The organism is Salegentibacter agarivorans (assembly GCF_900113135.1).
Lineage (GTDB): Bacteria > Bacteroidota > Bacteroidia > Flavobacteriales > Flavobacteriaceae > Salegentibacter > Salegentibacter agarivorans.
The window spans coordinates 114,988-136,868 of the sequence record NZ_FOOH01000007.1 but is presented as its reverse complement, the minus strand read 5'-3'; the positions used below and the strand labels follow the sequence as shown (position 1 = coordinate 136,868).

Annotated in this window: 24 protein-coding genes and 2 tRNA genes; 22 read left to right on the top strand and 4 right to left on the bottom strand. The window is 37.2% G+C overall.

Annotated elements, in window-relative coordinates:
• Window positions 1-46 precede the first annotated feature (46 nt).
• The 7 genes from BM084_RS07135 (at window position 47) to BM084_RS07105 (ending at window position 4,926) form a co-directional block, all read left to right on the top strand.
• Window positions 47-1,273 carry a Glu/Leu/Phe/Val dehydrogenase dimerization domain-containing protein gene (locus BM084_RS07135; RefSeq protein WP_075325905.1) on the top strand — a complete coding sequence of 409 codons (1,227 nt, stop codon included), beginning with the start codon at window positions 47-49 and terminating at the stop codon, window positions 1,271-1,273.
• 220 nt (window positions 1,274-1,493) lie between these two features.
• Window positions 1,494-2,195 (top strand): MotA/TolQ/ExbB proton channel family protein, encoded by a 702-nt coding sequence (locus tag BM084_RS07130; RefSeq protein WP_057482149.1) that lies wholly within the window; start codon window positions 1,494-1,496, stop codon window positions 2,193-2,195.
• Window position 2,196: 1 nt separating this feature from the next.
• On the top strand, window positions 2,197-2,589 hold the full coding sequence (locus BM084_RS07125; protein WP_075325907.1) for an ExbD/TolR family protein: 393 nt from the start codon (window positions 2,197-2,199) through the stop codon (window positions 2,587-2,589).
• Window positions 2,590-2,597: 8 nt separating this feature from the next.
• Window positions 2,598-3,416 carry an energy transducer TonB gene (locus BM084_RS07120; protein ID WP_075325908.1) on the top strand — a complete coding sequence of 273 codons (819 nt, stop codon included), beginning with the start codon at window positions 2,598-2,600 and terminating at the stop codon, window positions 3,414-3,416.
• Window positions 3,417-4,637: a bifunctional folylpolyglutamate synthase/dihydrofolate synthase gene (locus BM084_RS07115; protein WP_245764354.1), complete on the top strand. Its 1,221-nt coding sequence runs from the start codon at window positions 3,417-3,419 to the stop codon at window positions 4,635-4,637.
• Window positions 4,638-4,703: 66 nt separating this feature from the next.
• Window positions 4,704-4,778 (top strand) — tRNA-Val (locus BM084_RS07110).
• A 73-nt stretch (window positions 4,779-4,851) separates the two neighbouring features.
• Window positions 4,852-4,926, top strand: a tRNA-Val gene (locus tag BM084_RS07105).
• A 259-nt stretch (window positions 4,927-5,185) separates the two neighbouring features.
• On the opposite strand, the gene BM084_RS07100 is transcribed toward BM084_RS07105, so the two are convergent.
• On the bottom strand, window positions 5,186-6,238 hold the full coding sequence (locus tag BM084_RS07100) for a flavin-containing monooxygenase (RefSeq protein WP_093303914.1): 1,053 nt from the start codon (window positions 6,236-6,238) through the stop codon (window positions 5,186-5,188).
• Between the two features lie 94 nt (window positions 6,239-6,332).
• On the opposite strand from BM084_RS07100, the gene BM084_RS07095 reads away from it, so the two are divergent.
• Genes BM084_RS07095 through BM084_RS07085 form a run of 3 tightly spaced genes read left to right on the top strand, consistent with a single transcriptional unit; the run spans window position 6,333 to window position 8,150 of the window.
• Window positions 6,333-7,106: a creatininase family protein gene (locus BM084_RS07095; RefSeq protein ID WP_075325910.1), complete on the top strand. Its 774-nt coding sequence runs from the start codon at window positions 6,333-6,335 to the stop codon at window positions 7,104-7,106.
• A gap of 7 nt (window positions 7,107-7,113) precedes the next feature.
• On the top strand, window positions 7,114-7,446 hold the full coding sequence (locus tag BM084_RS07090) for a CidA/LrgA family protein (protein ID WP_075325911.1): 333 nt from the start codon (window positions 7,114-7,116) through the stop codon (window positions 7,444-7,446).
• A complete protein-coding gene (locus tag BM084_RS07085; RefSeq protein WP_093303911.1) occupies window positions 7,446-8,150 on the top strand; it encodes an LrgB family protein in 705 nt (234 codons plus the stop codon). Before BM084_RS07090 ends, BM084_RS07085 begins: the two co-directional genes overlap by 1 nt.
• Here BM084_RS07085 and BM084_RS07080 read toward each other — a convergent pair.
• Window positions 8,127-9,398: a cation:proton antiporter gene (locus tag BM084_RS07080; protein ID WP_093303909.1), complete on the bottom strand. Its 1,272-nt coding sequence runs from the start codon at window positions 9,396-9,398 to the stop codon at window positions 8,127-8,129. The two genes, BM084_RS07085 and BM084_RS07080, sit on opposite strands and share 24 nt — an antisense overlap.
• A gap of 170 nt (window positions 9,399-9,568) precedes the next feature.
• Here BM084_RS07080 and BM084_RS07075 point away from each other — a divergent pair, with 170 nt between their 5' ends.
• The 5 genes from BM084_RS07075 to BM084_RS07055 all read left to right on the top strand — a co-directional run bounded on the left by BM084_RS07075 (window position 9,569) and on the right by BM084_RS07055 (window position 15,990).
• Window positions 9,569-9,955 carry a hypothetical protein gene (locus BM084_RS07075; RefSeq protein ID WP_075325914.1) on the top strand — a complete coding sequence of 129 codons (387 nt, stop codon included), beginning with the start codon at window positions 9,569-9,571 and terminating at the stop codon, window positions 9,953-9,955.
• Between the two features lie 11 nt (window positions 9,956-9,966).
• Window positions 9,967-12,333 carry a phosphoenolpyruvate synthase gene (gene ppsA, locus BM084_RS07070; protein ID WP_093303905.1) on the top strand — a complete coding sequence of 789 codons (2,367 nt, stop codon included), beginning with the start codon at window positions 9,967-9,969 and terminating at the stop codon, window positions 12,331-12,333.
• Between the two features lie 107 nt (window positions 12,334-12,440).
• A complete protein-coding gene (locus tag BM084_RS07065; RefSeq protein ID WP_093303902.1) occupies window positions 12,441-15,068 on the top strand; it encodes a cation-translocating P-type ATPase in 2,628 nt (875 codons plus the stop codon).
• Window positions 15,069-15,146: 78 nt separating this feature from the next.
• Entirely contained in the window at window positions 15,147-15,587 is a 441-nt protein-coding gene (locus tag BM084_RS07060) for a hypothetical protein (RefSeq protein ID WP_093303899.1), read from the top strand.
• A gap of 103 nt (window positions 15,588-15,690) precedes the next feature.
• A complete protein-coding gene (locus tag BM084_RS07055; protein WP_075325918.1) occupies window positions 15,691-15,990 on the top strand; it encodes an HPF/RaiA family ribosome-associated protein in 300 nt (99 codons plus the stop codon).
• 102 nt (window positions 15,991-16,092) lie between these two features.
• Here the strand turns inward: BM084_RS07055 and BM084_RS07050 are convergent, their stop codons facing one another.
• Entirely contained in the window at window positions 16,093-16,590 is a 498-nt protein-coding gene (locus tag BM084_RS07050; RefSeq protein WP_093303896.1) for a DUF456 domain-containing protein, read from the bottom strand.
• A gap of 334 nt (window positions 16,591-16,924) precedes the next feature.
• On the opposite strand from BM084_RS07050, the gene BM084_RS07045 reads away from it, so the two are divergent.
• The 7 genes from BM084_RS07045 to BM084_RS07015 all read left to right on the top strand — a co-directional run bounded on the left by BM084_RS07045 (window position 16,925) and on the right by BM084_RS07015 (window position 21,608).
• Complete coding sequence (locus BM084_RS07045) at window positions 16,925-17,287, top strand: BlaI/MecI/CopY family transcriptional regulator (protein ID WP_057482135.1); 363 nt, start codon at window positions 16,925-16,927, stop codon at window positions 17,285-17,287.
• Window positions 17,287-18,735: a M56 family metallopeptidase gene (locus BM084_RS07040; protein WP_093303894.1), complete on the top strand. Its 1,449-nt coding sequence runs from the start codon at window positions 17,287-17,289 to the stop codon at window positions 18,733-18,735. Before BM084_RS07045 ends, BM084_RS07040 begins: the two co-directional genes overlap by 1 nt.
• 22 nt (window positions 18,736-18,757) lie before the next feature.
• Window positions 18,758-19,876, top strand: coding sequence for a tetratricopeptide repeat protein (locus BM084_RS07035; RefSeq protein ID WP_093303890.1), 1,119 nt, complete (start codon window positions 18,758-18,760; stop codon window positions 19,874-19,876).
• Between the two features lie 48 nt (window positions 19,877-19,924).
• On the top strand, window positions 19,925-20,323 hold the full coding sequence (locus tag BM084_RS07030; RefSeq protein ID WP_093303888.1) for an ExbD/TolR family protein: 399 nt from the start codon (window positions 19,925-19,927) through the stop codon (window positions 20,321-20,323).
• 68 nt (window positions 20,324-20,391) lie between these two features.
• Complete coding sequence (locus tag BM084_RS07025) at window positions 20,392-20,961, top strand: hypothetical protein (protein ID WP_245764353.1); 570 nt, start codon at window positions 20,392-20,394, stop codon at window positions 20,959-20,961.
• 71 nt (window positions 20,962-21,032) lie between these two features.
• Window positions 21,033-21,197 (top strand): type II toxin-antitoxin system HicA family toxin, encoded by a 165-nt coding sequence (locus BM084_RS07020; protein ID WP_093303973.1) that lies wholly within the window; start codon window positions 21,033-21,035, stop codon window positions 21,195-21,197.
• Window positions 21,198-21,203: 6 nt separating this feature from the next.
• The gene (locus BM084_RS07015) at window positions 21,204-21,608 is read left to right on the top strand and encodes a type II toxin-antitoxin system HicB family antitoxin (RefSeq protein WP_093303885.1); all 405 of its coding nucleotides are present in this window, start codon (window positions 21,204-21,206) and stop codon (window positions 21,606-21,608) included.
• Here the strand turns inward: BM084_RS07015 and BM084_RS07010 are convergent.
• Window positions 21,605-21,880 (bottom strand): YciI-like protein, encoded by a 276-nt coding sequence (locus tag BM084_RS07010; protein ID WP_093303882.1) that lies wholly within the window; start codon window positions 21,878-21,880, stop codon window positions 21,605-21,607. The two genes, BM084_RS07015 and BM084_RS07010, sit on opposite strands and share 4 nt — an antisense overlap.
• Window position 21,881: the final 1 nt, after the last annotated feature.

Sequence of the window (21,881 nt, the reverse complement as noted above, 5' to 3'; positions counted from 1 at the left end):
AAAATATACTACTTAGTTTATATATTTGCGAAAAATTAGAGTATAAATGAAGGAATTATTAAAATTATACGAAAATAAAGAACCCGAAATCGTTTTCAACTGGAAAGATTCTGAAACCGAAGCCGAAGGTTGGGCGGTAATAAATTCTCTACGCGGTGGTGCTGCCGGTGGAGGTACAAGAATGCGTGTAGGATTAGATCAAAATGAAGTGCTTTCACTAGCCAAAACTATGGAAGTGAAATTCACCGTTTCCGGACCTCCAATTGGTGGCGCTAAATCGGGTATAAATTTCGATCCTAATGATCCTCGAAAAAAAGGCGTTTTAGAGCGTTGGTATAAAGCGGTTTCTCCATTGTTGAAGAGTTACTATGGTACCGGTGGCGATCTAAATGTAGATGAAATAAATGAAGTAATTCCAATTACTGAAGATTGTGGTGTATGGCATCCGCAGGAAGGTGTTTTCAACGGGCACTTTAAACCCAGTGAAGCCGATAAAATTAATAGAATTGGCCAGTTACGCCAGGGAGTTATTAAAGTTTTAGAAAACACTCGATTTTCACCAGATGTTACCCGTAAATATACGGTTGCCGATATGATTACCGGTTACGGCGTAGCCGAATCGGTTAAACATTATTACGATATTTATGGTGGCGATGTAACCGAGAAAAAGGCAATTGTTCAGGGCTTTGGAAATGTTGGTTCTGCCGCAGCTTATTACCTTTCGCAAATGGGTGTTAAGATTGTTGGAATAATAGATCGCGTTGGCGGTTTAATTAACGAAGACGGATTTACTTTTGAAGAAATTAAAGAGCTTTTTCTTAACAAGGAAGGGAATACAATTAAACACGATAATTTAATTCCTTTTGAAGAAATTAATGAAAAGATTTGGGAGCTTGATGCGGAGATCTTTGCACCTTGTGCCGCTTCCCGATTAATTACCCAGGATCAAATTAATAATTTGATAGAAAGAAAGTTAGAGGTAATTACAAGTGGAGCCAACGTTCCTTTTGCTGATAAAGAAATTTTCTTCGGTTCGATTATGGAATCTACCGACGAGAAAGTCAGCTTAATCCCTGATTTTATTGCAAACTGTGGAATGGCGAGAGTTTTCGCTTATTTTATGGAAAGAAGAGTACAAATGACAGATGAGTCTATTTTTAATGATACTTCTATGACCATTAAAAATGCCATACAGAATACTTACGATAACAATAGTAGTAAAACCAATATCAGCAAAACAGCTTTTGAAGTAGCGCTGAAGCAATTGGTATAAGTTTTTGATTAATCTTGTAATTTTAGTTGATTGAGATTATTTCTGAAGATCCCGCTTTTGAGCGGGATTTTTTTATGAATAAAATCATTTAAAATGCGCTTTAAAAAATAAAAAACTGCCATTTGAGACAAAGCGGTTTGCACTGCTGATTATTTTACTAAATTTGGATTACAATTAAATCTGGTTTATCACGTTACATTAAAAACCCTAATAGAAACCTATGCTATACTTTTTTCAGCAGGACGGCGTTGCCGAAGCCGCCCAGGAGGCAGAACCGGTAGTGGAAGAAAAAACCCTGTCTTTATTCGATTTAATGCTTAGTGGAGGCCTTGGAGGCCAAATCATCATCCTTATTCTTTTTATCCTGTTGTTTGCGGCAGTTTATATTTACTTCGAGAGGCTGTTTGCGATAAAGTCGGCCAGTCAGGTAGATAAAAATTTTATGCTTCAAATAAAGGATAACGTTTTAAACGGAAATATAGAATCGGCTAAAATGCGCTGTGCACAAAGTGATTCTCCAGTGGCCAGGTTAACCGAAAAAGGAATTTCCCGAATTGGAAGTCCGTTAGAAGATATTAATACCGCCATAGAAAATGCAGGTCGCTTAGAAGTTTACAAACTGGAGAAGAATGTAAGTATTTTGGCTACTATTGCAGGTGCAGCTCCAATGATTGGTTTCCTTGGAACAGTTATAGGTATGGTAATTGCATTTCATGAATTGGCAACAAGTAGTGGACAGGCACAAATGGGAGCACTCGCTGAGGGTATTTATACCGCGATGACCACAACCGTTGCCGGACTTATTGTGGGTATTATCGCTTATATAGGTTATAACCACTTAGTGGTGAAAACCGATAAAGTTGTACACCAAATGGAAGCTACCGCAGTAGATTTCCTTGACCTGTTAAACGAGCCCGCTTAATATGAATTTAAGAGGAAGAAATAAAGTAAGCCCCGAGTTCAGTATGAGCTCAATGACAGATATTGTATTCCTGTTGTTGATCTTTTTTATGCTCACCTCGCCGGTAATTACTCCAGAAGCCTTAGACCTAATACTTCCAAAGGCTAAAGGAAAAACAACCAGTGTTCAAAATGTAGCGGTAAGCATCACTAAAGACCTTCAGTTCTATGTAGATGATGAACGTATTTCACAGTCGGCATTAGAAAGTACTTTAAAAACCAAACTGGCAGGCGAAGAAAAGCCAACCATTATTTTAAGAGCAGAAGAAGGTGTGCCAATAGAAAAGGCAGTAAATGTTATGGATATCGCAAACCGAAATAGTTATAAAATCGTTCTGGCGGTTAAACCCGAATAAATCTAATCATGTTAGAAACCAAACACGAAAAAAAATCTTTTACCATCACGGTTATCTTACACGTGCTGTTAATTGCATTGCTATTTCTGTTAGGCTTTAAATATTTAGATCCCCCACCAGAGAGTGGTATTGCTATAAATTTTGGAACTTCTGAAGTTGGTTCAGGAGAAGAGCAACCTACCGAGCCGGTACAATCTGCTCCTCAGCAAACTACCGTTCCTGAAACTCAAACGCAGCCAGAACCGGTTGTGGAAGAAGAAGTGGTGACACAGCAAATTGAAGAAGCTCCGGTAATTCAGGAAAAACAAAAGCCAAAGCCAGTAGTTGAGAAGAAACCGGAAAAGCCTGTAGAACAACCACCGGCTAAAAAGCCAGAACCCAAACCAGACCAATCTACTACCGATGCTATGAGTAGTATTTTAAACGGTCCCGAAAGATCGGGAACCGAAAGTGGTGGAGAAGGTAACGATAATCAGGCCGGCGATAAAGGCGATCCAGATGGTGATCCTAACGCGAGTTCCTATTATGGTAGTGGCTCTGGCCTGGATGGTGATGGTAATTATCGCTTAGGTGGAAGACGGGCAATAAATAAAGAAAAATTTGTACAGGATTGTAATGAATCCGGGATAGTGGTAGTGCGTATAGAAGTTAACCAAAACGGGCAGGTTATTAATGCCACGCCGGGTGTAAAAGGGACAACTAACAGTGCGTCCTGTCTTACAGATCCTGCAAGAAGAGCTGCAATGGCTACTCGCTTTAATAGCGATAACAACGCACCTTCGCGCCAGGTGGGCACAATTATTTATAACTTCAAACTTTCTGAATAAGTGGAAGCATATACCAAAACTGTTGAATGGATGTTTCAGCAGTTGCCTATGTATCAAAGAGTAGGAGCACAGGCATTTAAGAAAGATCTTTCCCGCACCATTAAACTTGCCAAACATTTAGGCAATCCTCATCAAAAATTTCAATCGGTTCATATTGCAGGAACTAACGGGAAAGGTTCTACAAGCCATATGTTAGCTTCGGTTTTACAGGAATCTGGCTATAAAGTGGGTTTATACACATCTCCGCATTTAAAAGATTTTAGAGAGCGCATTAAGGTAAACGGAAAATTTATTCCGAAGAAAAATGTTGTTGGATTCATCAATGAGAACAGAGATTTTTTAACTGAAAATGAACTTTCCTTTTTTGAAATGACCGTAGGGATGGCATTTGATCATTTTGCAAGGGAAAAGGTAGATATTGCTGTAATTGAAGTAGGCCTGGGTGGTCGTTTAGATTCTACTAATATAATTACTCCTGAAGTCTCGGTAATCACTAATATAGGCTTAGATCATACTGCGTTCCTGGGAGACACCTTAGCCAAAATTGCTTCAGAAAAAGCCGGAATTATAAAAGATAATATTCCTGTAGTTATTGGTGAAAAACAAAAAGAAACTACAGATATTTTTACTGAAAAGGCTAAGCAACATCACTCAGAAATTTATTTTGCTGAAGATTTAAAATTCGATAAATATCATACTGATCTTAAGGGCGATTATCAAAACAAGAATATAAAAAGTGTACTGGGAGCGGTAAAAGTATTACGTAAAAAAGGCTGGGAAATTCCCGAAGATGGTCTAAGAAACGGACTTAATAGTGTGAAATTGCATACTTCCTTGCAGGGGCGTTGGGATATATTAAAGGAAAAACCAAAAGTGATTTGTGATACTGCACATAATACCGAAGGTTTAAGCCTGGTTTTTAAACAGCTTAAAAAAGAAAAGTTTCAACGCTTACATATTGTATTGGGTGTGGTAAACGATAAAGATTTAGATAAAATTCTTCCATTATTTCCTACATCGGCGATTTATTATTTTTCAAAACCTGATGTTCCTCGAGGATTGGAAACTGAAATATTGCAACAAAAAGCTGCTAAATTTGGGCTGGAAGGAAGCTTATTTGATTCGGTTTCAGAAGCCTACGAAGCTGCGCTGGGAACGGCCTTAGATGAAGATCTGGTGTTTGTTGGAGGAAGCACTTTTACCGTTGCAGAAATAATTTAATTTTTTTGAAATTTTTCTTGGTGTAGATTAAAAACTAATCTATATTTGCATCCGCATTCAGGAATAGGGCGCGTAGCTCAGTTGGTTCAGAGCACTTGGTTTACACCCAAGGGGTCAGGGGTTCGAATCCCTTCGCGCCCACAGAATTAAAAAGGCTTCTATAAAAGGAAGCCTTTTTTTAGCTTATTGAAAGCTTTAGTTTTATTGATATTTAGGGCGCGTAGCTCAGTTGGTTCAGAGCACTTGGTTTACACCCAAGGGGTCAGGGGTTCGAATCCCTTCGCGCCCACAAGAATTTAAGATTTCCAAAATTTGGAAATCTTTTTTATTTTTACAGAAAGTTAGCTCAGTTAGTTCAGAGCATCCCGATTTTACATCGGGAGGGTCAGGAATCCAAATCCCTTCGCGCCCCCTTTTATTCCCAAAACCCAAAGTTTATCTTTTTTATGGATTTTTTTATGCCGAAATTTTATGGGATCAAGCTTAATTGTTGTGTTTAGGCAAAAATTATAGTTAAAATATTTAAGAAGAAACCTCACGAGGTTTTCTTAGGCTTGCGTTTTTTCTTCAGCTTCAATATAATTAGCAAGATATTGCGCGTCTTTTTTAATTCCACCTAAAGTTGCCGAGCCTCGTGTATGCAGCCAGGGAAGACCTATAAAGTATAGTCCTTTAATATTACTAATACCGCGATTATGTTTTGGGTAGCCGTCTTTAGAGAGTTCCAGGCCTTCTATCCAACTGAAATTTGGTCGGTAACCGGTGGCCCAGACGATATTTTTTAGCCCTTCGATTCTTCGATTTTTAGTAATTATAATTTCGCCTTTTGCATCTTTTGTTTTTCCAACAGGAATAACGTTCTCTCGTTTTAGAATACCTTTTACATCGGTCCCAATAATAGGTTGCTTAGACTCACTCAACTTTTTCCCTAGCCAGGTATTTCGGCTAAAACTTAGAAAACCAATTTTTGTGAACCACCACCATAATGTTTTTCCTAAAATTTCTTGTGGAAGTACTCGAACGTTGGTGGCGCCAGAAAAATAAGTGGTTCTGTTAGTTTGAGAGATTTCATCTAAGATTTGAAATCCCGAATCTCCTGCCCCTACAACCATTGCTGGACCTTCTTGTAATTGACCGGGATTTTTATAATAATTACTATGAATCTGGAAAATAGCTGTTGATATTTTCTTAGAAAAAGATGGCGTGTATGGAATATGAAACGGCCCTGTAGCAATCACTACATTTTTACAATGTATCTCGCCGTTTTGATGCTTCAGAATAAAATAATCTTCTCTTTGCGAAATATGCTCTATTAATGTATTTAACCTAATTTTAATATCAAATTCGGCTACATAATTTTTAAAATATTCAGCAACATCTTTTTTTGTTGGGTAATAACCTTTTTCGGCAGGGAACTCCATTCCCGGAAGCTTGTTAAATTCTGAAGGTGTAAAAAGTTTAAGGGAATCCCAACGGTTTAACCAGGAAGCACCAACTTCCTTTTCCTTATCTACCACAACATAATCCTTACCCATTTTATTAAGGTAATAAGCCATTGAAAGTCCGGCCTGTGCACCGCCAACAATTACAAAATCCAGCATCGATTTTAATTTTAATCAAAGATAGGTTTTAATTTCTGCCCTTTAAATCTTACAGAATCGCTTAGAATTATTAATTTTAAATGAAATTAAGTTTATGGAAAGAAAGATAAGGCCTTACGTTTTGGCCGAAACCAATTGGAAACATATTAAAAACGAAGATTTTAGCATAGCTGTTTTGCCCTGGGGAGCTACCGAAGCACATAATTATCATCTGCCGTATGCTACCGATAATATTCTTGCCGAAGAAGCTGCAATAAACTCAGCCCACAAAGCCTGGGAAAAAAATGCAAAAGCCGTAGTTCTACCTACCATTCCGTTTGGAGTTAATACCGGCCAAATGGATGTGAAATTATGTATGAATCTTAATCCCAGTACCCAATACGCTATTTTAAAAGATTTAGCGCAGGTTTTAGAAAAACATAATATCAATAAACTGGTGATTTTAAACGCCCACGGCGGTAATAATTTTAAACAACTAATCAGGGAATTAAGTCTTGAATTTCCAGATATCTTTGCCTGTGCGGTAAACTGGTGGCAGGTTACAGATGCAAAACCTTATTTTGAAGAGCCTGGTGATCACGCCGGAGAATTGGAAACCGCGGCTGTTATGCATTTGCGGCCTGAGCTAGTCTTACCTTTAGAAGAAGCGGGAGACGGCAGCGCCAAAACTTTTAAGATTAAAGCTTTAAAAGAAGGTTGGGCGAGTGCACAACGGGAATGGACTCAAGTTACCGAAGATACAGGGGTAGGAAATCCTAAAGCTGCAACTGCTGAAAAAGGAAAGATTTTCTTTGAAAAAGCAACCGATATGATTGGCGAATTCTTCGTAGACTTACACGAAGTCGACCTGAAAGATATGTATCAATAAACCAGAGATGCTCAAAGCTTTAGCTTATATTTTTGGATTTTTACTTTTAGGTGAGTTAATCACCTATTTTTTTGAAATCCCAATCGCCGGCAATATCCTGGGAATGTTTCTTATTTTCCTGGCTTTACGGTTAAAAATCATAAAGCTTCAGAATGTGAAACCGGCCTCAGATAAGCTTATAAAATACCTGGTGTTATTCTTTATTCCTTATGGGGTTGGCTTAATGGTGTATTTTGAGATTATCGCCGATTACTGGTTACCCATTTCAGTAGCTGTAATTGCCAGCACCGTAATCACTCTTTATATTTCAGCAATAATTATTGAAAAATTCGGGAAATAATGCAAGAATTTTTTCAATTACCAATATTTGGTGTTTTTATAAGTCTAATCGCTTTTGCGGGTGCACGTAAACTTCAGAAAAAATTTAATTACGCGCTACTGACTCCAGTTTTGGTAGCCATTGTTTTTATTATTTGTTTTCTGTTGATTTTCAATATTGATTTTGAAGATTATAATCGCGGCGGAAAATTTATTAGTTTCTTCCTGGGACCATCGGTAGTGGCGCTTGGTGTGTTTTTTTATGAAAAATATGAAGAGGTAAAACAGAATTTAAAAGTGTTCTTGCTTTCGGTAGCCGTTGGTGGAATAAGCGGAGTTTTAACTGTAATCATTTTTCTTCTACTTTTAAAAGTCCCTGATTTTATAATTGAATCGTTGGCGGCAAAATCGGTTACTACGCCAATTGCTATTGAGATCACCAAACTTACCAATGGAATTCCAGAGATTACCGCCGGACTTGTAATTGCCGTGGGAATTTTTGGAAACGCTTTTGGACCATTTATTCTGAAGAAATTAGGAATAAAAAGCAAAATTGCTATTGGTACTGCTTTAGGTACAGCTGCCCACGGAATTGGCACCGCCCGGGCCTTTGAAGAGAGCAAACTCGCCGGGGTTTACAGTGGGTTGGCTATGTGTGTAAATGGGATTATCACCGCGCTTATTACTCCGTATTTACTTCAGTTATTCCTTGGGAGTTTCCCCTGATTCGTTTTTGTTTTGTTCTGTTTTTCGTTTAAAATATTCAATAATTGAAGGAGCAGTAAAACCGTGAACCACTATAGAAATTAGAATAATATATGCGGTAATAGAATAGAGTTCATTTTTATGTTCAAAACCTTCAAATTCAACGAAAGCCCAGGCGAGATAAAATACGGAGCCAATTCCCTTAATTCCCAGGAAACTAATGGCAAGTTTATTCTTAAAACTGTCTCTAATCCCCGTCATACTTATAATTCCTGCCAGGGGCCTAATAATTAAAACAAAAGCAAAAGCGAATACAATTCCACGCCAATCGGTAAGGCTTAACATTCCATTCATAATGGAGCCACCAAAAAGAATAATCCAAACCACGAGTAAAATGCGTTCTATTTCGTGAACAAAATCGTGCATTTTTGTCTTGTAATCTCCGCTAACTTTTTCAAAATGTCTTAGGCTTAAACCGGTAAAGAAAACAGCAAGAAAACCATACCCATGCAGGAGCTCTGCTGCGCCATAACTAAAAAGGGTAAGAGAGAGTGCAAGAAAACCGTCAAATGTTTTTATACCCGTGTATTTATGTACCCTGTCCAGTATAAACCCAATAGCCTGTCCTATTGCAAAACCTATTAAAGTGCCAATAATTATTTTTAGAAAGAACTTATCTAGTATCCAATCGGTAAAATCAAAAGCCGCCCAACCTCCGGCTTGTGCAACCAATACAGCCATATAAGTGAAAGGAAAAGCGAGACCGTCGTTTAAACCGGCTTCTGCAGTAAGTGCAAATCTAATTTTGCCTTTATATTCTTTTTCTCTTTCGGGATCATCAAGTTGAGTTTCAGCGGCTAAAACAGGATCGGTAGGAGCAAGTACTGCCGCAAGTAATAAAGAGGAAGGAACACTAAGAAATAGGAAATTTTGTCCCAGGAAATATGCCGAAATCATACACAGGGGCATAGTTAGAAATACGAGTAACAAAGGTCTTTTCCAGGCTTTAAAACTATAATTATTTCCAATTTTTAAACCAGCGCCCATTAGGGAAATAATCACTATCATTTCAGAAAAATACATGAGTCCCTCATCTGCCCATAAGGGATCTGGCCATCCAATAGGTAATCCTAATCCCACTAAAAGAAAGCCAATGAGTAGTAAAATTATAGGACCGCTAACCTTTATTTTTTTTGAAATTGAAGGCAGCCAGGCCATGATAAGGGTGGTGAAACCAATTCCCGCTAAGATCCAGTAATGTTCTTTCATATAATTATAAAAATAGCTGAATTTAATTGATCTTGTTGAAAGCCTATTAAATTTTTACAAAAGTCTAACAGTTTAAATAAGATGAATTATTAGTTATTCAGCTGATATTTATCATATTAAAATCTTTTTATACAGGTTAACTTTGAGAGAATAACCAAGGCCTGTAAAAGATGGATACTTCCTTATTTCTCGCTAAATTCTGGGGTTGGTACCTTTTAATTTTCTTCTTTGTACTAAGCTTCAACCCTAAAAGAATAAAACAAATTTTTGAAGATTTAAAAGATCAAAAATTTGTGATATTGGCTGCCTTTGCTGCTATAATTATAGGTTTACTCAACATTTTATTTCACAATATCTGGGAACTAAGTTGGAAGTTTATAATAACCGCCCTGGGTTGGACCTCCCTTTTTATAGGTCTTGGCCTCTTTGTTTTTCCTGAATCTACTACGCGCAAACTTGCTGTATTAAATTTCAAATTTGTACAGACAATTTATGTACTGCTTTTCCTATTGGGAATTTTCCTACTCAATATGGGTTATGAACTCGTGTTACAATAAAAATTAAGCTTATGAAATTCATTAAAAAATTTAGAGAGATATCTATAAAAGATGTCACAAAGGTTGGCGGGAAAAATGCTTCTCTGGGCGAAATGTATAACGAATTATCTTCTGAAGGTGTTCTGGTGCCAGATGGTTTCGCTACCACTTCAGAAGGTTTTTGGGCCTTTTTAAAGTCGAATAATATTGAAGAAGACATAAAAAGTTTATTGAAAAGACTTGATAGGAAGAATTATGAGAACCTTAGCAGTATTGGCTCTGAAGCCAGGGAGCTGATTTTAAGGGGAGAATTTTCCATAGATTTTTCCGAAGAAATTGTTGCCGCATATAACGATTTGGGAAAAGGAGAAAACATCCAGGTTGCCGTGAGAAGTAGTGCCACGGCCGAAGATTTACCGGGTGCGAGTTTTGCCGGCCAGCATGACACCTTTTTAAATATTAAAGGAAACGAAGCATTGCTTGAGGCGGTTAAGAAATGTTTTGCTTCCCTTTATACCAATAGGGCTATTAAATACAGAGAAGACCAGGGCTTTTTGCATCACGAAATAGCACTTTCGGTAGGTGTACAAAAGATGGTTCGATCTGATATTAGTTGCTCGGGGATTGGTTTTAGCCTCGAACCCGAATCTGGTTTCAGAAATATTATTCATTTATCCGGTGTTTGGGGATTAGGTGAAAATATTGTGCAGGGATTGGTGAATCCAGACGAATTTGATGTTTTTAAACCAACTATTGATAAAGCTGAAAATCCGATTATTCAGAAAAAACTGGGGCACAAAGAACTTTCTATGGTTTATGCCGAATCCAGCGGCCATTCTTCAACAGTGAACATTGAAACTCCGCTCGAAAAACAGGATAGTTTTGTTTTAAGTGATGATGAGGTAATTAAACTTTCCCGATGGATTTTACTTATCGAAAAACATTATAACCGCCCAATGGATGTGGAGTGGGCAAAAGACGGTTTAACCAACGAACTTTTTATTACCCAGGCCCGCCCCGAAACGGTACATAAGGATGAAGATAAACGCCTTTATATTGAATATCACCTAAAGCAAAAAGGCGAAATTTTAACTAGCGGAAGCGCTATTGGTTCCAGCATCGCCACCGGTAAAGCGCGATTTTTGAAGTCACCTGAAGAAGGACATAAGTTAAATCCCGGGGAGATTCTTATTACCAATAACACCAGCCCAGACTGGGATCCGCTATTAAAATTGGCAGCTGCAGTTGTAACCGATAGAGGCGGAAGAACCAGTCATGCGGCAATTGTAGCCCGCGAACTTGGTGTGCCGGCCATAGTGGGTACAAACGATGCTACTACAAAAATTAAAGACGGGGAAATGATTACCGTTTCCTGTGAAGGCAAAACCGGTTTTATTTATAAAGGTGCCCTGGAGTTTGATACCAGGGAAATTGATTTTGGAAAAATTTCACTTCCAAAAACCGAAGCTAAATTCATTCTATCAGATCCAGACCGGGCCTTTCAACTTTCTTTTTATCCAAATACAGGAATTGGATTATTACGAATGGAATTTATAATTACCCATAAAATAAAAATTCACCCAATGGCTTTGGTAAAATATGATGAGGTTAAAGAAAAAGCTGCAAAAAAAACCATAGACGAACTTACCTGGCAATATAAAAATAAAAGTGATTTTTTTGTTGAAGAATTATCCCGCGGAATAGCCGTAATGGCGGCCGCATTTCACCCAAAAGAAATAATTGTTAGGCTTAGCGATTTTAAAAGTAACGAATATGCAAACCTAATTGGAGGCCGTCAATTTGAACCTTTAGAAGAAAATCCTATGCTTGGTTTTAGAGGCGCTGCGCGTTATCCTCATCCTAACTATAAAGAAGCTTTTGAGCTTGAGTGCAAAGCTATTAAAAGAGTTAGGGAAGAAATGGGTCTTGATAATTTAAAAGTGATGATTCCTTTTTGCAGAACGATTGAAGAAGCAAAATCCGTAATAAAGCTTATGAAAAAATTCGGTTTGGAGCGCGGAAAGAATTCCCTTGAAATCTATATGATGGTTGAAATTCCCTCTAACGTAATTCTCCTTGAAGAATTTGCAGAACATTTTGACGGATTTTCCATAGGATCTAACGATCTCACACAACTCACGCTGGGTGTTGATCGCGATTCAGAATTAATGGTAAGTGTTTTTGATGAAAATAATGCTGCTGCTAAAGAAATGGTTTCCAAAGCGATACAAAAAGCCAGGAAAGTCGGGAAGAAAATAGGACTTTGCGGGCAGGCGCCCAGTGATTTCCCCGAATTCGCTTCATTTCTGGTAAAAGAACAAATAGATAGTATTTCGTTTAATCCTGATGCACTTTTAAAAGGAATAGAGAATATTAATAAGGCCGAGGCCGGGCAGTAAACAACTTCGGGGGCAGGCTCAGGAAGCATTGATATTGGAAAATATAATCTGATTTCGAGGCAATCCCCGGAATATTTAATTTCGATTATCGAGTAAAATACTAAGAAATGTCTAAAGATCTGCACACGCTCGCTGTTGAAAAAATCTTGTCGGAATTTAATGTAGATCCCAATAAAGGATTAGATAGTTCTGAAGTTAAATCAAGATTAGAAAAACACGGAGCTAATCGATTAAAAGAATCGAAATCTAAAAATATCGGACTCATATTTTTAGAGCAATTTCTTGATCCTATAATTTATATTCTGGCTGCCGCGATGGCATTGGCTTATTTCTTTGGCGAATGGCTGGAAGGCACGGCGGTTTTAATAGTGATCCTTATTACTGCGCTTATTGGATTTTTTATGGAATGGCAGGCGCTTCGCTCAGTAGAAGCTCTGCAGAAAATGGTAGAAACTCAGGCCAATGTTTTGCGTAGTGGTAAGGAAGAGCAAATTAAGGCGGCAGGATTGGTTCCCGGTGATATTGTAATTCTGGAGAGTGGCGATGTTATTCCTGCCGATTGCCGAATGCTGAAAACCGAAAGTTTTGCGGTAAAAGAAGCTATTCTCACCGGGGAAAGTAATCAGATAGAAAAAAATATTGAAACACTTCCCGAAAAAGTTCCTCTGGCCAATCGTAAAAATATGTTATATAAAGGTACGATTGCGGTTAGGGGAAAAGCAAAGGGCATTGTAATAGCAACAGGAATTAATACCGAAATTGGCCGTATTAGCGAACTCACCAGTAGTGCTAAAAAGCAAAGTACGCCTTTAGAAAAAAAGTTGAAAAAATTAAGCAGATGGCTTATATGGCTCACGTTAATTCTAGCTATGCTAATTGTAATAACCGGCTACTTCCAGGGCAAAGATTTAATGTTGATGATAAAAACCGGAATTGCCTTAGCGGTAGCAGCAATTCCTGAAGGTTTGCCCATTGTGGCCACCATAGCTCTTGCAAGGGGAATGCTTCGACTTTCTAAAAAGAATGTAGTGATTAAAAAATTGGAGGCGGTTCAAACTTTAGGCGAAACCGGGATAATTTGCACCGATAAAACTGGCACACTTACCGAAAATAAAATGAGCGTTCACCATTTAATGTTGGGCACTTTAGATTTTCCGGCAACCGAAGCTGCAAATTTCAAAACAGATCCTGCTTTTGAAAAACTGATACAAATTGGTAGCCTCTGTAATAATTCAAAATTAAAAGATAATAAATTCACTGGAGATGCCGTGGAGATCGCGTTAGTTGAATTTGTTGCCGAGATGGGATTTGATTATAAAAAACTTCAGCAAAAATATCCGAAAATACAGGAGGTTCCTTTTGATGCTGAAATCAAAAAAATGGCCACTTTACATAATTTTGAAAGCAAATATTTAATTTGTGTGAAAGGAGCTTTGGAGGCTTTGCTTGATTCCTGTGATTTCATTTTAACCAAAGATGGGGCAAAGAAATTTCTGGATAAAGAGGAATGGCAAAAACAGTCAAAATTAATTGCAGCCGAAGGTATGCGTGTTCTGGCTTTTGCTTTTAAACAAACTGATGCAAAGCCAGATTATGAAGATTTAATGAATAATCTCACCTTCGTGGGAATTTTAGGATTTTTAGATCCGCCGCGAAAGGATATTAAACAAGCAATTGAAACTTATAAAAACGCGGGAATACGGGTGGTAATGGTAACCGGCGACCATCCTGATACTGCTAGAAAAATAGGAGAGGAAATTGGGTTAATAGCTGAAGACGCCCCTGAAGAAATGGTTGTACATGGTGCCGATCTCGAAGAAATAGGCAGTTTACCTGAAGATAAACAAATGACCTTGATGCGGGCGGGAATTTTCGCAAGAATGGTTCCCGGCCAAAAATTAGATTTAGTAGAATTTTATCAAAAAAATAAAGCGATTGTGGGAATGCTGGGAGATGGGGTAAACGATGCCCCGGCCCTTAAAAAAGCAGATATCGGCATTGCCATGGGAATTAGAGGAACCGAGGCTGCCAAGGAAGTTGCCGATGTGATCCTGATGGACGATAAATTCACCTCTACCGAGCTTGCCATAAGACAGGGACGTACCATTTTTGAAAATATCAGGCAATTTGTGATTTTTTTACTTTCGTGTAACCTGGCAGAGATAATCTCGGTAGCCCTGGCATCCTTTAGTAACTTGCCCATGCCCTTACTTCCGCTCCAAATACTTTTTCTAAACCTGGTAACCGATGTTTTCCCGGCATTAGCGCTGGGTGTGGGTAAAGGAGATCCAAACATTATGAAAGATCCTCCCAGGGATCCGCAGGAGCCAATACTTACTAAAAAACTCTGGACCGCTACAGTTTTATATGGTTTAAGTATTACAGCGGCGGTAATTGGCGTTGTGGCCTACACACATTTTAAAATGGGTCTAAGTGCTATTATGGTAAATAATATTGCTTTTTATACCCTTATTTTAGGTCAGTTACTGAATGTCTTTAATCTACCCGGACGAAAAATATCTTTCCTGAAAAATGAAGTTACCACCAACCCGTGGGTTTGGGGAGCATTGGTTTTTTCGGTTTTAACTATGGTGCTGGTTTATCATATTCCTTTAATGTCAGAAGCTCTATCACTGGTACCACTTTCAGCGAATCACTTTATAATTATCGTGGTTTTTGGGTTTGCTTCATTAGTGTTATCCCAAATTTTAAAGTTCCTGAAATTGGCGAATTAAACTTACCTGCGACTGACGAAAATCATACTTTTTTAGATCGTATTATATTAATTTCAATGTATTATAAAACTATTAATTATGGAAAGTATAAGGAAAAGGCCAAAAGGTGATTTTATTGCCGAAGCCAATATGGAGCAGCTCTATACGCTCACTAAACACTGGAATTCAGATTTACATTTTTTCAGGGACGATCTCACTTTTCTACATAAACTTTTAGATAGCTATTTTATATGGATAGATAAAGATGAAAATTATAAGGTGGCCTCAAAAATGAAGAATGAGCTTCTTGAATTAAAAGAGCGTTGCCAGGATCTATTGGAGAAAACTGATAAGCATAGGCAGCAAATAGGAAAAATGATTCTTGAAAAAATGGAAGATTCCAGGGTTTTTAGAATGGAACACGAACATTTGGAAGATGAAATCGCAAGTTTTGTAAAAGCCTTCAGGTTAAACAGGTTAGAACTTTTTAAAATTACAGAGTATATAAAAGATACCGACAAGCGGCCTGAATACTCATAAATTGATCGTTATGATTTGGTCTAATTGAATCCAAAGTGACCTTTATCATATTTAATAAGAAACCTTAAACTTAATTTTGAACTAACAATTAAAACCTACTACTATGTTCATCAATATTCAATTTATAAAAACAAAAGGAAGTCAGAATTTAACTCAATTTGTATCAGAACACTTAGATAAATTATCAGAAAAATATGAATGGCTTATTAGAGCCGAAGTTTATTTTAAAGAAGAAAATGACCCAACGGGAAGATCAAAAATTTGTGAGATCGAGCTTAGTGCTCCCGGCCCCAGGATTTTTGCTTCCTCTACAGAAGAAAGTTTTGAATTAGCCATCAAAAAAACCATCTTCGAACTTGACCAGCAGCTCAAGAAAAGAAAGGCTGTTTTTGTAGCACATTAAGATGCTTGCAGAGGCTGTTTAAAAATAACAGGTTTTACATCTCATTTTGTTTAGCCCAAATTTACCAGACTTTAGTTAAACCATTTTTAAACAGCCTCTTTTTTAAAATATCAATTCCCTAAATTCCCAGGCTTTATAGCTGAAGAAAATTAAAAATCCTACCGCTACTACCAACTCCATAAATGTAGAAGCAAGAAGACCAATAAAAGATCCGTAGGCTGCCCGTAAAGCCGATTTAGAATCAGATTTATTAATAATTTCCCCAATAAAGGCTCCTGCAAAAGCTCCTATTATTATTCCCAGCGGGATTGGAACAAAAATCCCGATTACCAATCCAATAGTAGCGCCCCACATTCCGGCTGTACTTCCGCCGTATTTTTTTGTTCCCATTGCCGGAATAATAAGTTGAAGGGCATAAATTATGGCAGCGAGGACAAAAGCGATGCCTAAAACCCAATAATTTATAGGGACAGACGGTGCTAAATAAAGAAGCAATAATCCCACCCAACTAAACGGTACACCGGGCAAAACCGGTAAAAAACTTCCCAGAATTCCAAGGATCATTAAAACCGCTCCAACTCCAAATAATATTAGATCCATAGTCTTTTAAATGTTTTGATTATCAAATATAATTTAATTCCGAAGAAGTTTTAACTAAATTATTAGGTTAAACTAAAATGTTAGTTTATATTAGCAGTGTTGAACTTGAATTTTACGACATCCTGAACTTGTTTCAGAGCCTGCTCCGAATAGATTCGGAGATCTAGTTTCAATTAATCCTGGAATCCCGAGTTAATTCGGGATAAAGTCTGAAATAAATTCAGCTTGACGTGGAATAAGAATTAAAGGTTTGGATATAGATTCGACCTGCGTGGGAATGACAAATGAATATAATAAGAGATTTCCGCCTGCGCGGAAATGACAAACATTAATTATGAAACAACTAACCAAAGCCGAAGAAGAGATTATGCAAATTCTCTGGAAACTGGAGAAAGCCAATGTCGCTTCAATAATAGAAGAAATGCCAGAGCCTAAACCGGCTTATAATACGGTTTCTACCATTGTGAGAATCCTGGAAGACAAAGGTTTTGTAGATCACGAAAAGAAAGGGAAGGGCTATTTGTATTTTCCGCTTTTGGCTCGTGAAACTTATAGCAATCAAAGCATCAATAAATTGATGAACAATTATTTTAACGGCTCCTTTAAAAGTATGGTTTCTTTTTTTATGAAGAAAAACGATATGGACACTAAAGACCTGGAAGCCATTTTAAAAGAAATCAATAAAAAAGAAAAGTAATGTTAGATTATATACTTCAGGTAGTTATGTTTCAACTCGGTTTTTTGCTGATGTATGAACTGCTGCTAAAAAAAGAGACATTTTTTACGATAAACAGGCTGTATTTATTAGTAACACCGCTTGTTTCACTTTTACTGCCATTATTGAAATTTGAAAGTTTATCGGCGCTTGTTCCGGCAGACTCTATTTCTGCACTTTCACAGGTTTTGCTTCCCGAAGTTTATATTGGCGGACAACCAGAGAATATTCAGCAATTGCCTGCTGTAAACTTAGTGCAGGAGCAGGGTTTACAAATAAACTGGTGGCTGGTAACCTATGTTTCAGGAGTGGTACTTAGCTTAATTTTATTGCTGAAAAAATATCAAAACTTAAATCATCTATTCCGTTTTAGAAGAATTTCAGAAGATAAAGAGCTACGAATTATTGAAGTTCCAAACTCAAACATTGCCTGTACTTTTTTCAAAACCATCTTTTTAGGTGATAAATTATCTGAAGCAGAAAAGCAGCAAATTTTGTCTCACGAGCTAGTTCACGTAAAACAAAGGCATAGCCTGGACCTGGTATTTTTTGAAGCTTTAAAGATTATATTTTGGTTTAATCCGCTGGTTTATATCTACCAAAGCAGGATTGCCACTTTGCACGAGTTCATCGCCGATGCAAACGTGGTGAAAACCACAACCAAACGCAGCTATTATGAACAGTTGCTTAACACCGCGTTTAACACGCAGAATATTTCATTCATCAATCAATTTTTTAATCATTCATTAATCAAAAAACGAATTATTATGTTACAAAAATCAAGATCAAAAACAATTGCGAAATTCAAGTATTTATTTGTGCTGCCTTTACTCTTTATGATGCTGACTTATGTTTCCTGTTCAGAAAATAGAGAAGGTCTGGAAGAGAATCAGTCCATTTCAGAACAATTAGCAGAAATTAAAATGGCCATTGATGATGGTAAGAAATTATCAGACACCGAAAAGCAGCAATTATTTGAAATTCTAGATGCGATGAGTCAAAATGAAAAGGGATCAACGCCACCACCACCGCCATTGCCGCCTATCGTTACAGAAAAAGAAGTTGGGGTGCCATTTGCAGTAGTAGAAGATGTGCCGGTATTTGTTGGTTGTGAAAACCTAAGTACTAATGAGGAGAGAAAAGAATGTATGAGTCGCCAGATTTCCCAATTTGTAAATAAAAATTTTAATACCGGTTTAGGAAAACAATTAAACTTAAAAGGTGTTAATCGCGTAATTGCTCAATTTAGAATAGATAGAACCGGAGAAGTAGTAGATGTAAAAGCACGAGCTTCACATCCAGCTTTACAGGAAGAAGCCATAAGAGTTATTTCTGAACTTCCAAAGATGCAGCCGGGGAAACAAGATGGTAAAGACATAAGTGTTATGTATTCTCTTCCTATAGTTTTTCAAGTAGGTAGCAGTGAATAGAGTTAGTCTAATAATTATTTTAATGTTAGTAGCCTTTAAAGCCGAAGCTCAAACTTCGGCTTTGGCTGTTTCAGACAGTTTGTATGCCGTGGGAGAATATGCTGAGGCCATAAAAAAACTTCAGGAAATAGCTCCTCAAACAGAGAAAACCTACTTAAAACTGGCTAAAAATTATGCTGCCAACCGGCAACCGGAGATTGCACTTGAGAACTATAAAAAAGTTTTAAGTCAAAACCCCAACCGTGTTTTAACCACAATAGATTATGGCGAATTACTGGTGAAAAGTGGGAAACTAAAGTTAGCCGATAGTCTTTTTAAAGATCTAACCGAGAAATATCCCGATAATGCCAATTTTAAATATCAGCTAGGTTTGATCAAGGAGAAGTTAAAAGATAGTACGGCAATAAGTTATTTTATGTTCACTATAGCCTTAGATAACACGCATCAGGGTGCACTTTATAAGCTGGCAAAGGATAAATTAAAGCACCGTCAGTATACGATGGCTGAGCACTTTAGTAAAATAGGATTGAAGGTGAATCCAAACAATCCTTCCTTGCTTTCCATCCTGGCACAAACCTATTCTTCACTGAAGCTTTATAAAGAAGCGCTTCAACCTTATGAAAAGCTGATAGAAATTGGGCAGGATTCAGAATTTATCTATAGTAAACTTGGGTTTGCGTATTATCGACTTAATGAGTATGAAAAAGCAATTAAAAACTATAATAAAGCTTTGGAGATCGAAGACCGAAATTCAGATACACATTATACTCTCGGGAAATTATATGCCCTAACCGGGGATTTTGATAAATCTGAAACCCATTTATTAATGTCTATTCTTATAAAGAAGCAACCGGTAGATGCCGAATATTTGAGTTTGGGACTAACCTATAAGATGCAGGAAAAATATAAAGACGCGTTAGATTATTTTAATAAAGCCCTGGAAGAAAACCCAGATAAAGAGAGAGCTTTATACGAACGGGCCGTAGCTGCCGATAATTATATGGCTGACGATTCAACCGTTATAAAATATTACCTGGCTTATTTTAATAAATATGAAACCATTGGTAACGATGGAATGTTATACAGGGCGAAAACCCGGGCAAGCGACCTGAAGAAAAAGATGCATTTAGCTGAGAATTAATTTAATTTTCCCCATCGAGCATTTGAAAATAACTTTGAATCAACACCTATGAAATTTAAAATCACTTTACTTTTTTTTAGTCTTTTTCTCATTGCCAATACAGGGCATTCCCAGGAAGCTTTTGAAATCAATGTTTTTGTAGACGCCGATAAAAATATCTATTTGGAAGAGCAAAAACTGAGCATGAACGAACTTTTAGAAGAAACAAAAGCTTTGGTTTATAAGCAGCCAGCGGTGAAATATAACCGGCTTGTTTACAATATCTATGCAGACAAAAACTTGAAACATGGTTTTATTATGGATTTAAATCATCAACTTTTACGAGCCGTGGATGGTTTGAAATCAAAGACGAATAAATATCTTTTAGAGTATAAAAACCTGGATCTTGATGAGTCTGCCTGGCAGTTAGAAATAAAGTCTTTAAAACTGGATGCAATAGAAGATTAGCTTTTTATTTTCGCCAGGCTTTCTCCTAATTTTCCTTACTTTTGCTTAAAGTCCAAGTGCGTTTGCCAATGAAAAAAGCTTTACTCGATAATCGAGATTTAAATGCTCTGAAACCTATCTCAAGATTTAAGTCTTATTTCTTCTGCCATTCCATTTTGATTTTGTTTCGGCGTGGATTATTTGTAATTGCACTTTTACTAATTTCCTCCTGTAATTTTGAGACCAAGAAAATTTCTTCTGAAGAGGTGCTGGAACTGGAATCCCGAACACTTAATTGGAAAGAAGTAGACGAATACCCTGCTTTTGAAGACTGCCAGGACGAAACCGAACTACTTGCGGCCCGGGAATGTTTTGAGCGGGAAGTGGCCGAAAATATTTATGCTTATCTTTCTAAACAACAACCGGTAGTTACAGAATCTATATACGATACGCTTTATCTTTACCTGGAAATAAACAGTGCGGGCCGTCCAGAGATCGATTCGGTTAAAATAGATTCTACCTTAAATAATCAATTGCCAGAATTGCGAATGTGGTTAGACCAAAGCATAGATTCTCTTCCAAAAATTTACCCGGCGAGTAAACGTGGCGTACCGGTTTCAACTGTTTTTAAAATGCCAATTGTTATTAAGGCTGAGTAACAATTCACATATAACAGTTTTGTTATATAACATTTTTGTTATAAATTTAAAGAGTAAATTCGGTTTCCTTAATTAAAGCAATTAAAAAAGATGGTTGGTACCTCGTAAGAACAAAAGGAAGTCACCATCATTTTAAACATCCTAAAAAGAGAGGGATTGTTACCATTCCGCATCCTAAAAAAGATCTTCCTAAGGGAACGGTGAATTCAATTTTAAAACAAGCCGGAATTAAGTAAATTACAATGAAAAAGATTAATGTATATGTTGAAAAGGCCGAGGATGGGACTTACTGGGGAAGTACTCAAAATATCCCAGGCGGAGTAAGTGCTTTTGGAAATTCATTAGATGAATTAAAACAAAATCTCAAAGTTGCGTTTGAGGATTATATAGAAGTAGCAGAAGATCTTAATGAAGAATGGTTAGATGAAATTAAAGGTTTAACTGAATTTGAATATAGGCTGGATATAGCTTCATTTTTTAAGCTTCTTCCAATAAAAATTTCTGCTATCGCCGAAAAATCCGGTATAAATCCTTCACTTATGAGGCAATATGCCAGTGGAAAAGCAAATGCATCAGAAGAAAGAGCAAAAAGAATAGAAAAAGCGATTCACGAATTAGGTGAAGATCTTCTTTCAGTATCAATTTAATTACCAATCACCACATTCCATTTTTTTACCGACCAGCTTTTAATAAGTCCGTTTTTTACATATGGGTCATTTTTAGCAAAAGCTTCCGCGATTTTCTCACTTTCGGCTTTAAAAACTAATACCGCTTCGTTTGCCGAGTCGATGGCTCCTCCAAGTATTAAATAGCCTTCATTAAAATATTCGGTGGCGTGATTTAAGTGTTCTTTTCGGTATTTCACCCTTTCCTCCAGGTAATTATCAGAGGTGATATAATCTAAAATATAATAATTCATC

What these genes read in the sequence shown, in the direction of transcription:
- BM084_RS07045 (WP_057482135.1), top strand. Translation starts at nt 16,925, where the DNA reads ATGAAACAACTAACCAAAGCCGAAGAAGAGATTATGCAAATTCTCTGG.
- BM084_RS07050 (WP_093303896.1), bottom strand. Translation starts at nt 16,590, where the DNA reads ATGGATCTAATATTATTTGGAGTTGGAGCGGTTTTAATGATCCTTGGA.
- BM084_RS07095 (WP_075325910.1), top strand. Translation starts at nt 6,333, where the DNA reads ATGGAAAGAAAGATAAGGCCTTACGTTTTGGCCGAAACCAATTGGAAA.
- BM084_RS07030 (WP_093303888.1), top strand. Translation starts at nt 19,925, where the DNA reads ATGAAATTTAAAATCACTTTACTTTTTTTTAGTCTTTTTCTCATTGCC.
- BM084_RS07125 (WP_075325907.1), top strand. Translation starts at nt 2,197, where the DNA reads ATGAATTTAAGAGGAAGAAATAAAGTAAGCCCCGAGTTCAGTATGAGC.
- BM084_RS07040 (WP_093303894.1), top strand. Translation starts at nt 17,287, where the DNA reads ATGTTAGATTATATACTTCAGGTAGTTATGTTTCAACTCGGTTTTTTG.
- BM084_RS07080 (WP_093303909.1), bottom strand. Translation starts at nt 9,398, where the DNA reads ATGAAAGAACATTACTGGATCTTAGCGGGAATTGGTTTCACCACCCTT.
- ppsA (WP_093303905.1), top strand. Translation starts at nt 9,967, where the DNA reads ATGAAATTCATTAAAAAATTTAGAGAGATATCTATAAAAGATGTCACA.
- BM084_RS07015 (WP_093303885.1), top strand. Translation starts at nt 21,204, where the DNA reads ATGAAAAAGATTAATGTATATGTTGAAAAGGCCGAGGATGGGACTTAC.
- BM084_RS07055 (WP_075325918.1), top strand. Translation starts at nt 15,691, where the DNA reads ATGTTCATCAATATTCAATTTATAAAAACAAAAGGAAGTCAGAATTTA.
- BM084_RS07120 (WP_075325908.1), top strand. Translation starts at nt 2,598, where the DNA reads ATGTTAGAAACCAAACACGAAAAAAAATCTTTTACCATCACGGTTATC.
- BM084_RS07060 (WP_093303899.1), top strand. Translation starts at nt 15,147, where the DNA reads ATGGAAAGTATAAGGAAAAGGCCAAAAGGTGATTTTATTGCCGAAGCC.
- BM084_RS07090 (WP_075325911.1), top strand. Translation starts at nt 7,114, where the DNA reads ATGCTCAAAGCTTTAGCTTATATTTTTGGATTTTTACTTTTAGGTGAG.
- BM084_RS07135 (WP_075325905.1), top strand. Translation starts at nt 47, where the DNA reads ATGAAGGAATTATTAAAATTATACGAAAATAAAGAACCCGAAATCGTT.
- BM084_RS07025 (WP_245764353.1), top strand. Translation starts at nt 20,392, where the DNA reads ATGAAAAAAGCTTTACTCGATAATCGAGATTTAAATGCTCTGAAACCT.
- BM084_RS07010 (WP_093303882.1), bottom strand. Translation starts at nt 21,880, where the DNA reads ATGAATTATTATATTTTAGATTATATCACCTCTGATAATTACCTGGAG.
- BM084_RS07075 (WP_075325914.1), top strand. Translation starts at nt 9,569, where the DNA reads ATGGATACTTCCTTATTTCTCGCTAAATTCTGGGGTTGGTACCTTTTA.
- BM084_RS07100 (WP_093303914.1), bottom strand. Translation starts at nt 6,238, where the DNA reads ATGCTGGATTTTGTAATTGTTGGCGGTGCACAGGCCGGACTTTCAATG.
- BM084_RS07065 (WP_093303902.1), top strand. Translation starts at nt 12,441, where the DNA reads ATGTCTAAAGATCTGCACACGCTCGCTGTTGAAAAAATCTTGTCGGAA.
- BM084_RS07130 (WP_057482149.1), top strand. Translation starts at nt 1,494, where the DNA reads ATGCTATACTTTTTTCAGCAGGACGGCGTTGCCGAAGCCGCCCAGGAG.
- BM084_RS07035 (WP_093303890.1), top strand. Translation starts at nt 18,758, where the DNA reads ATGTTAGTAGCCTTTAAAGCCGAAGCTCAAACTTCGGCTTTGGCTGTT.
- BM084_RS07085 (WP_093303911.1), top strand. Translation starts at nt 7,446, where the DNA reads ATGCAAGAATTTTTTCAATTACCAATATTTGGTGTTTTTATAAGTCTA.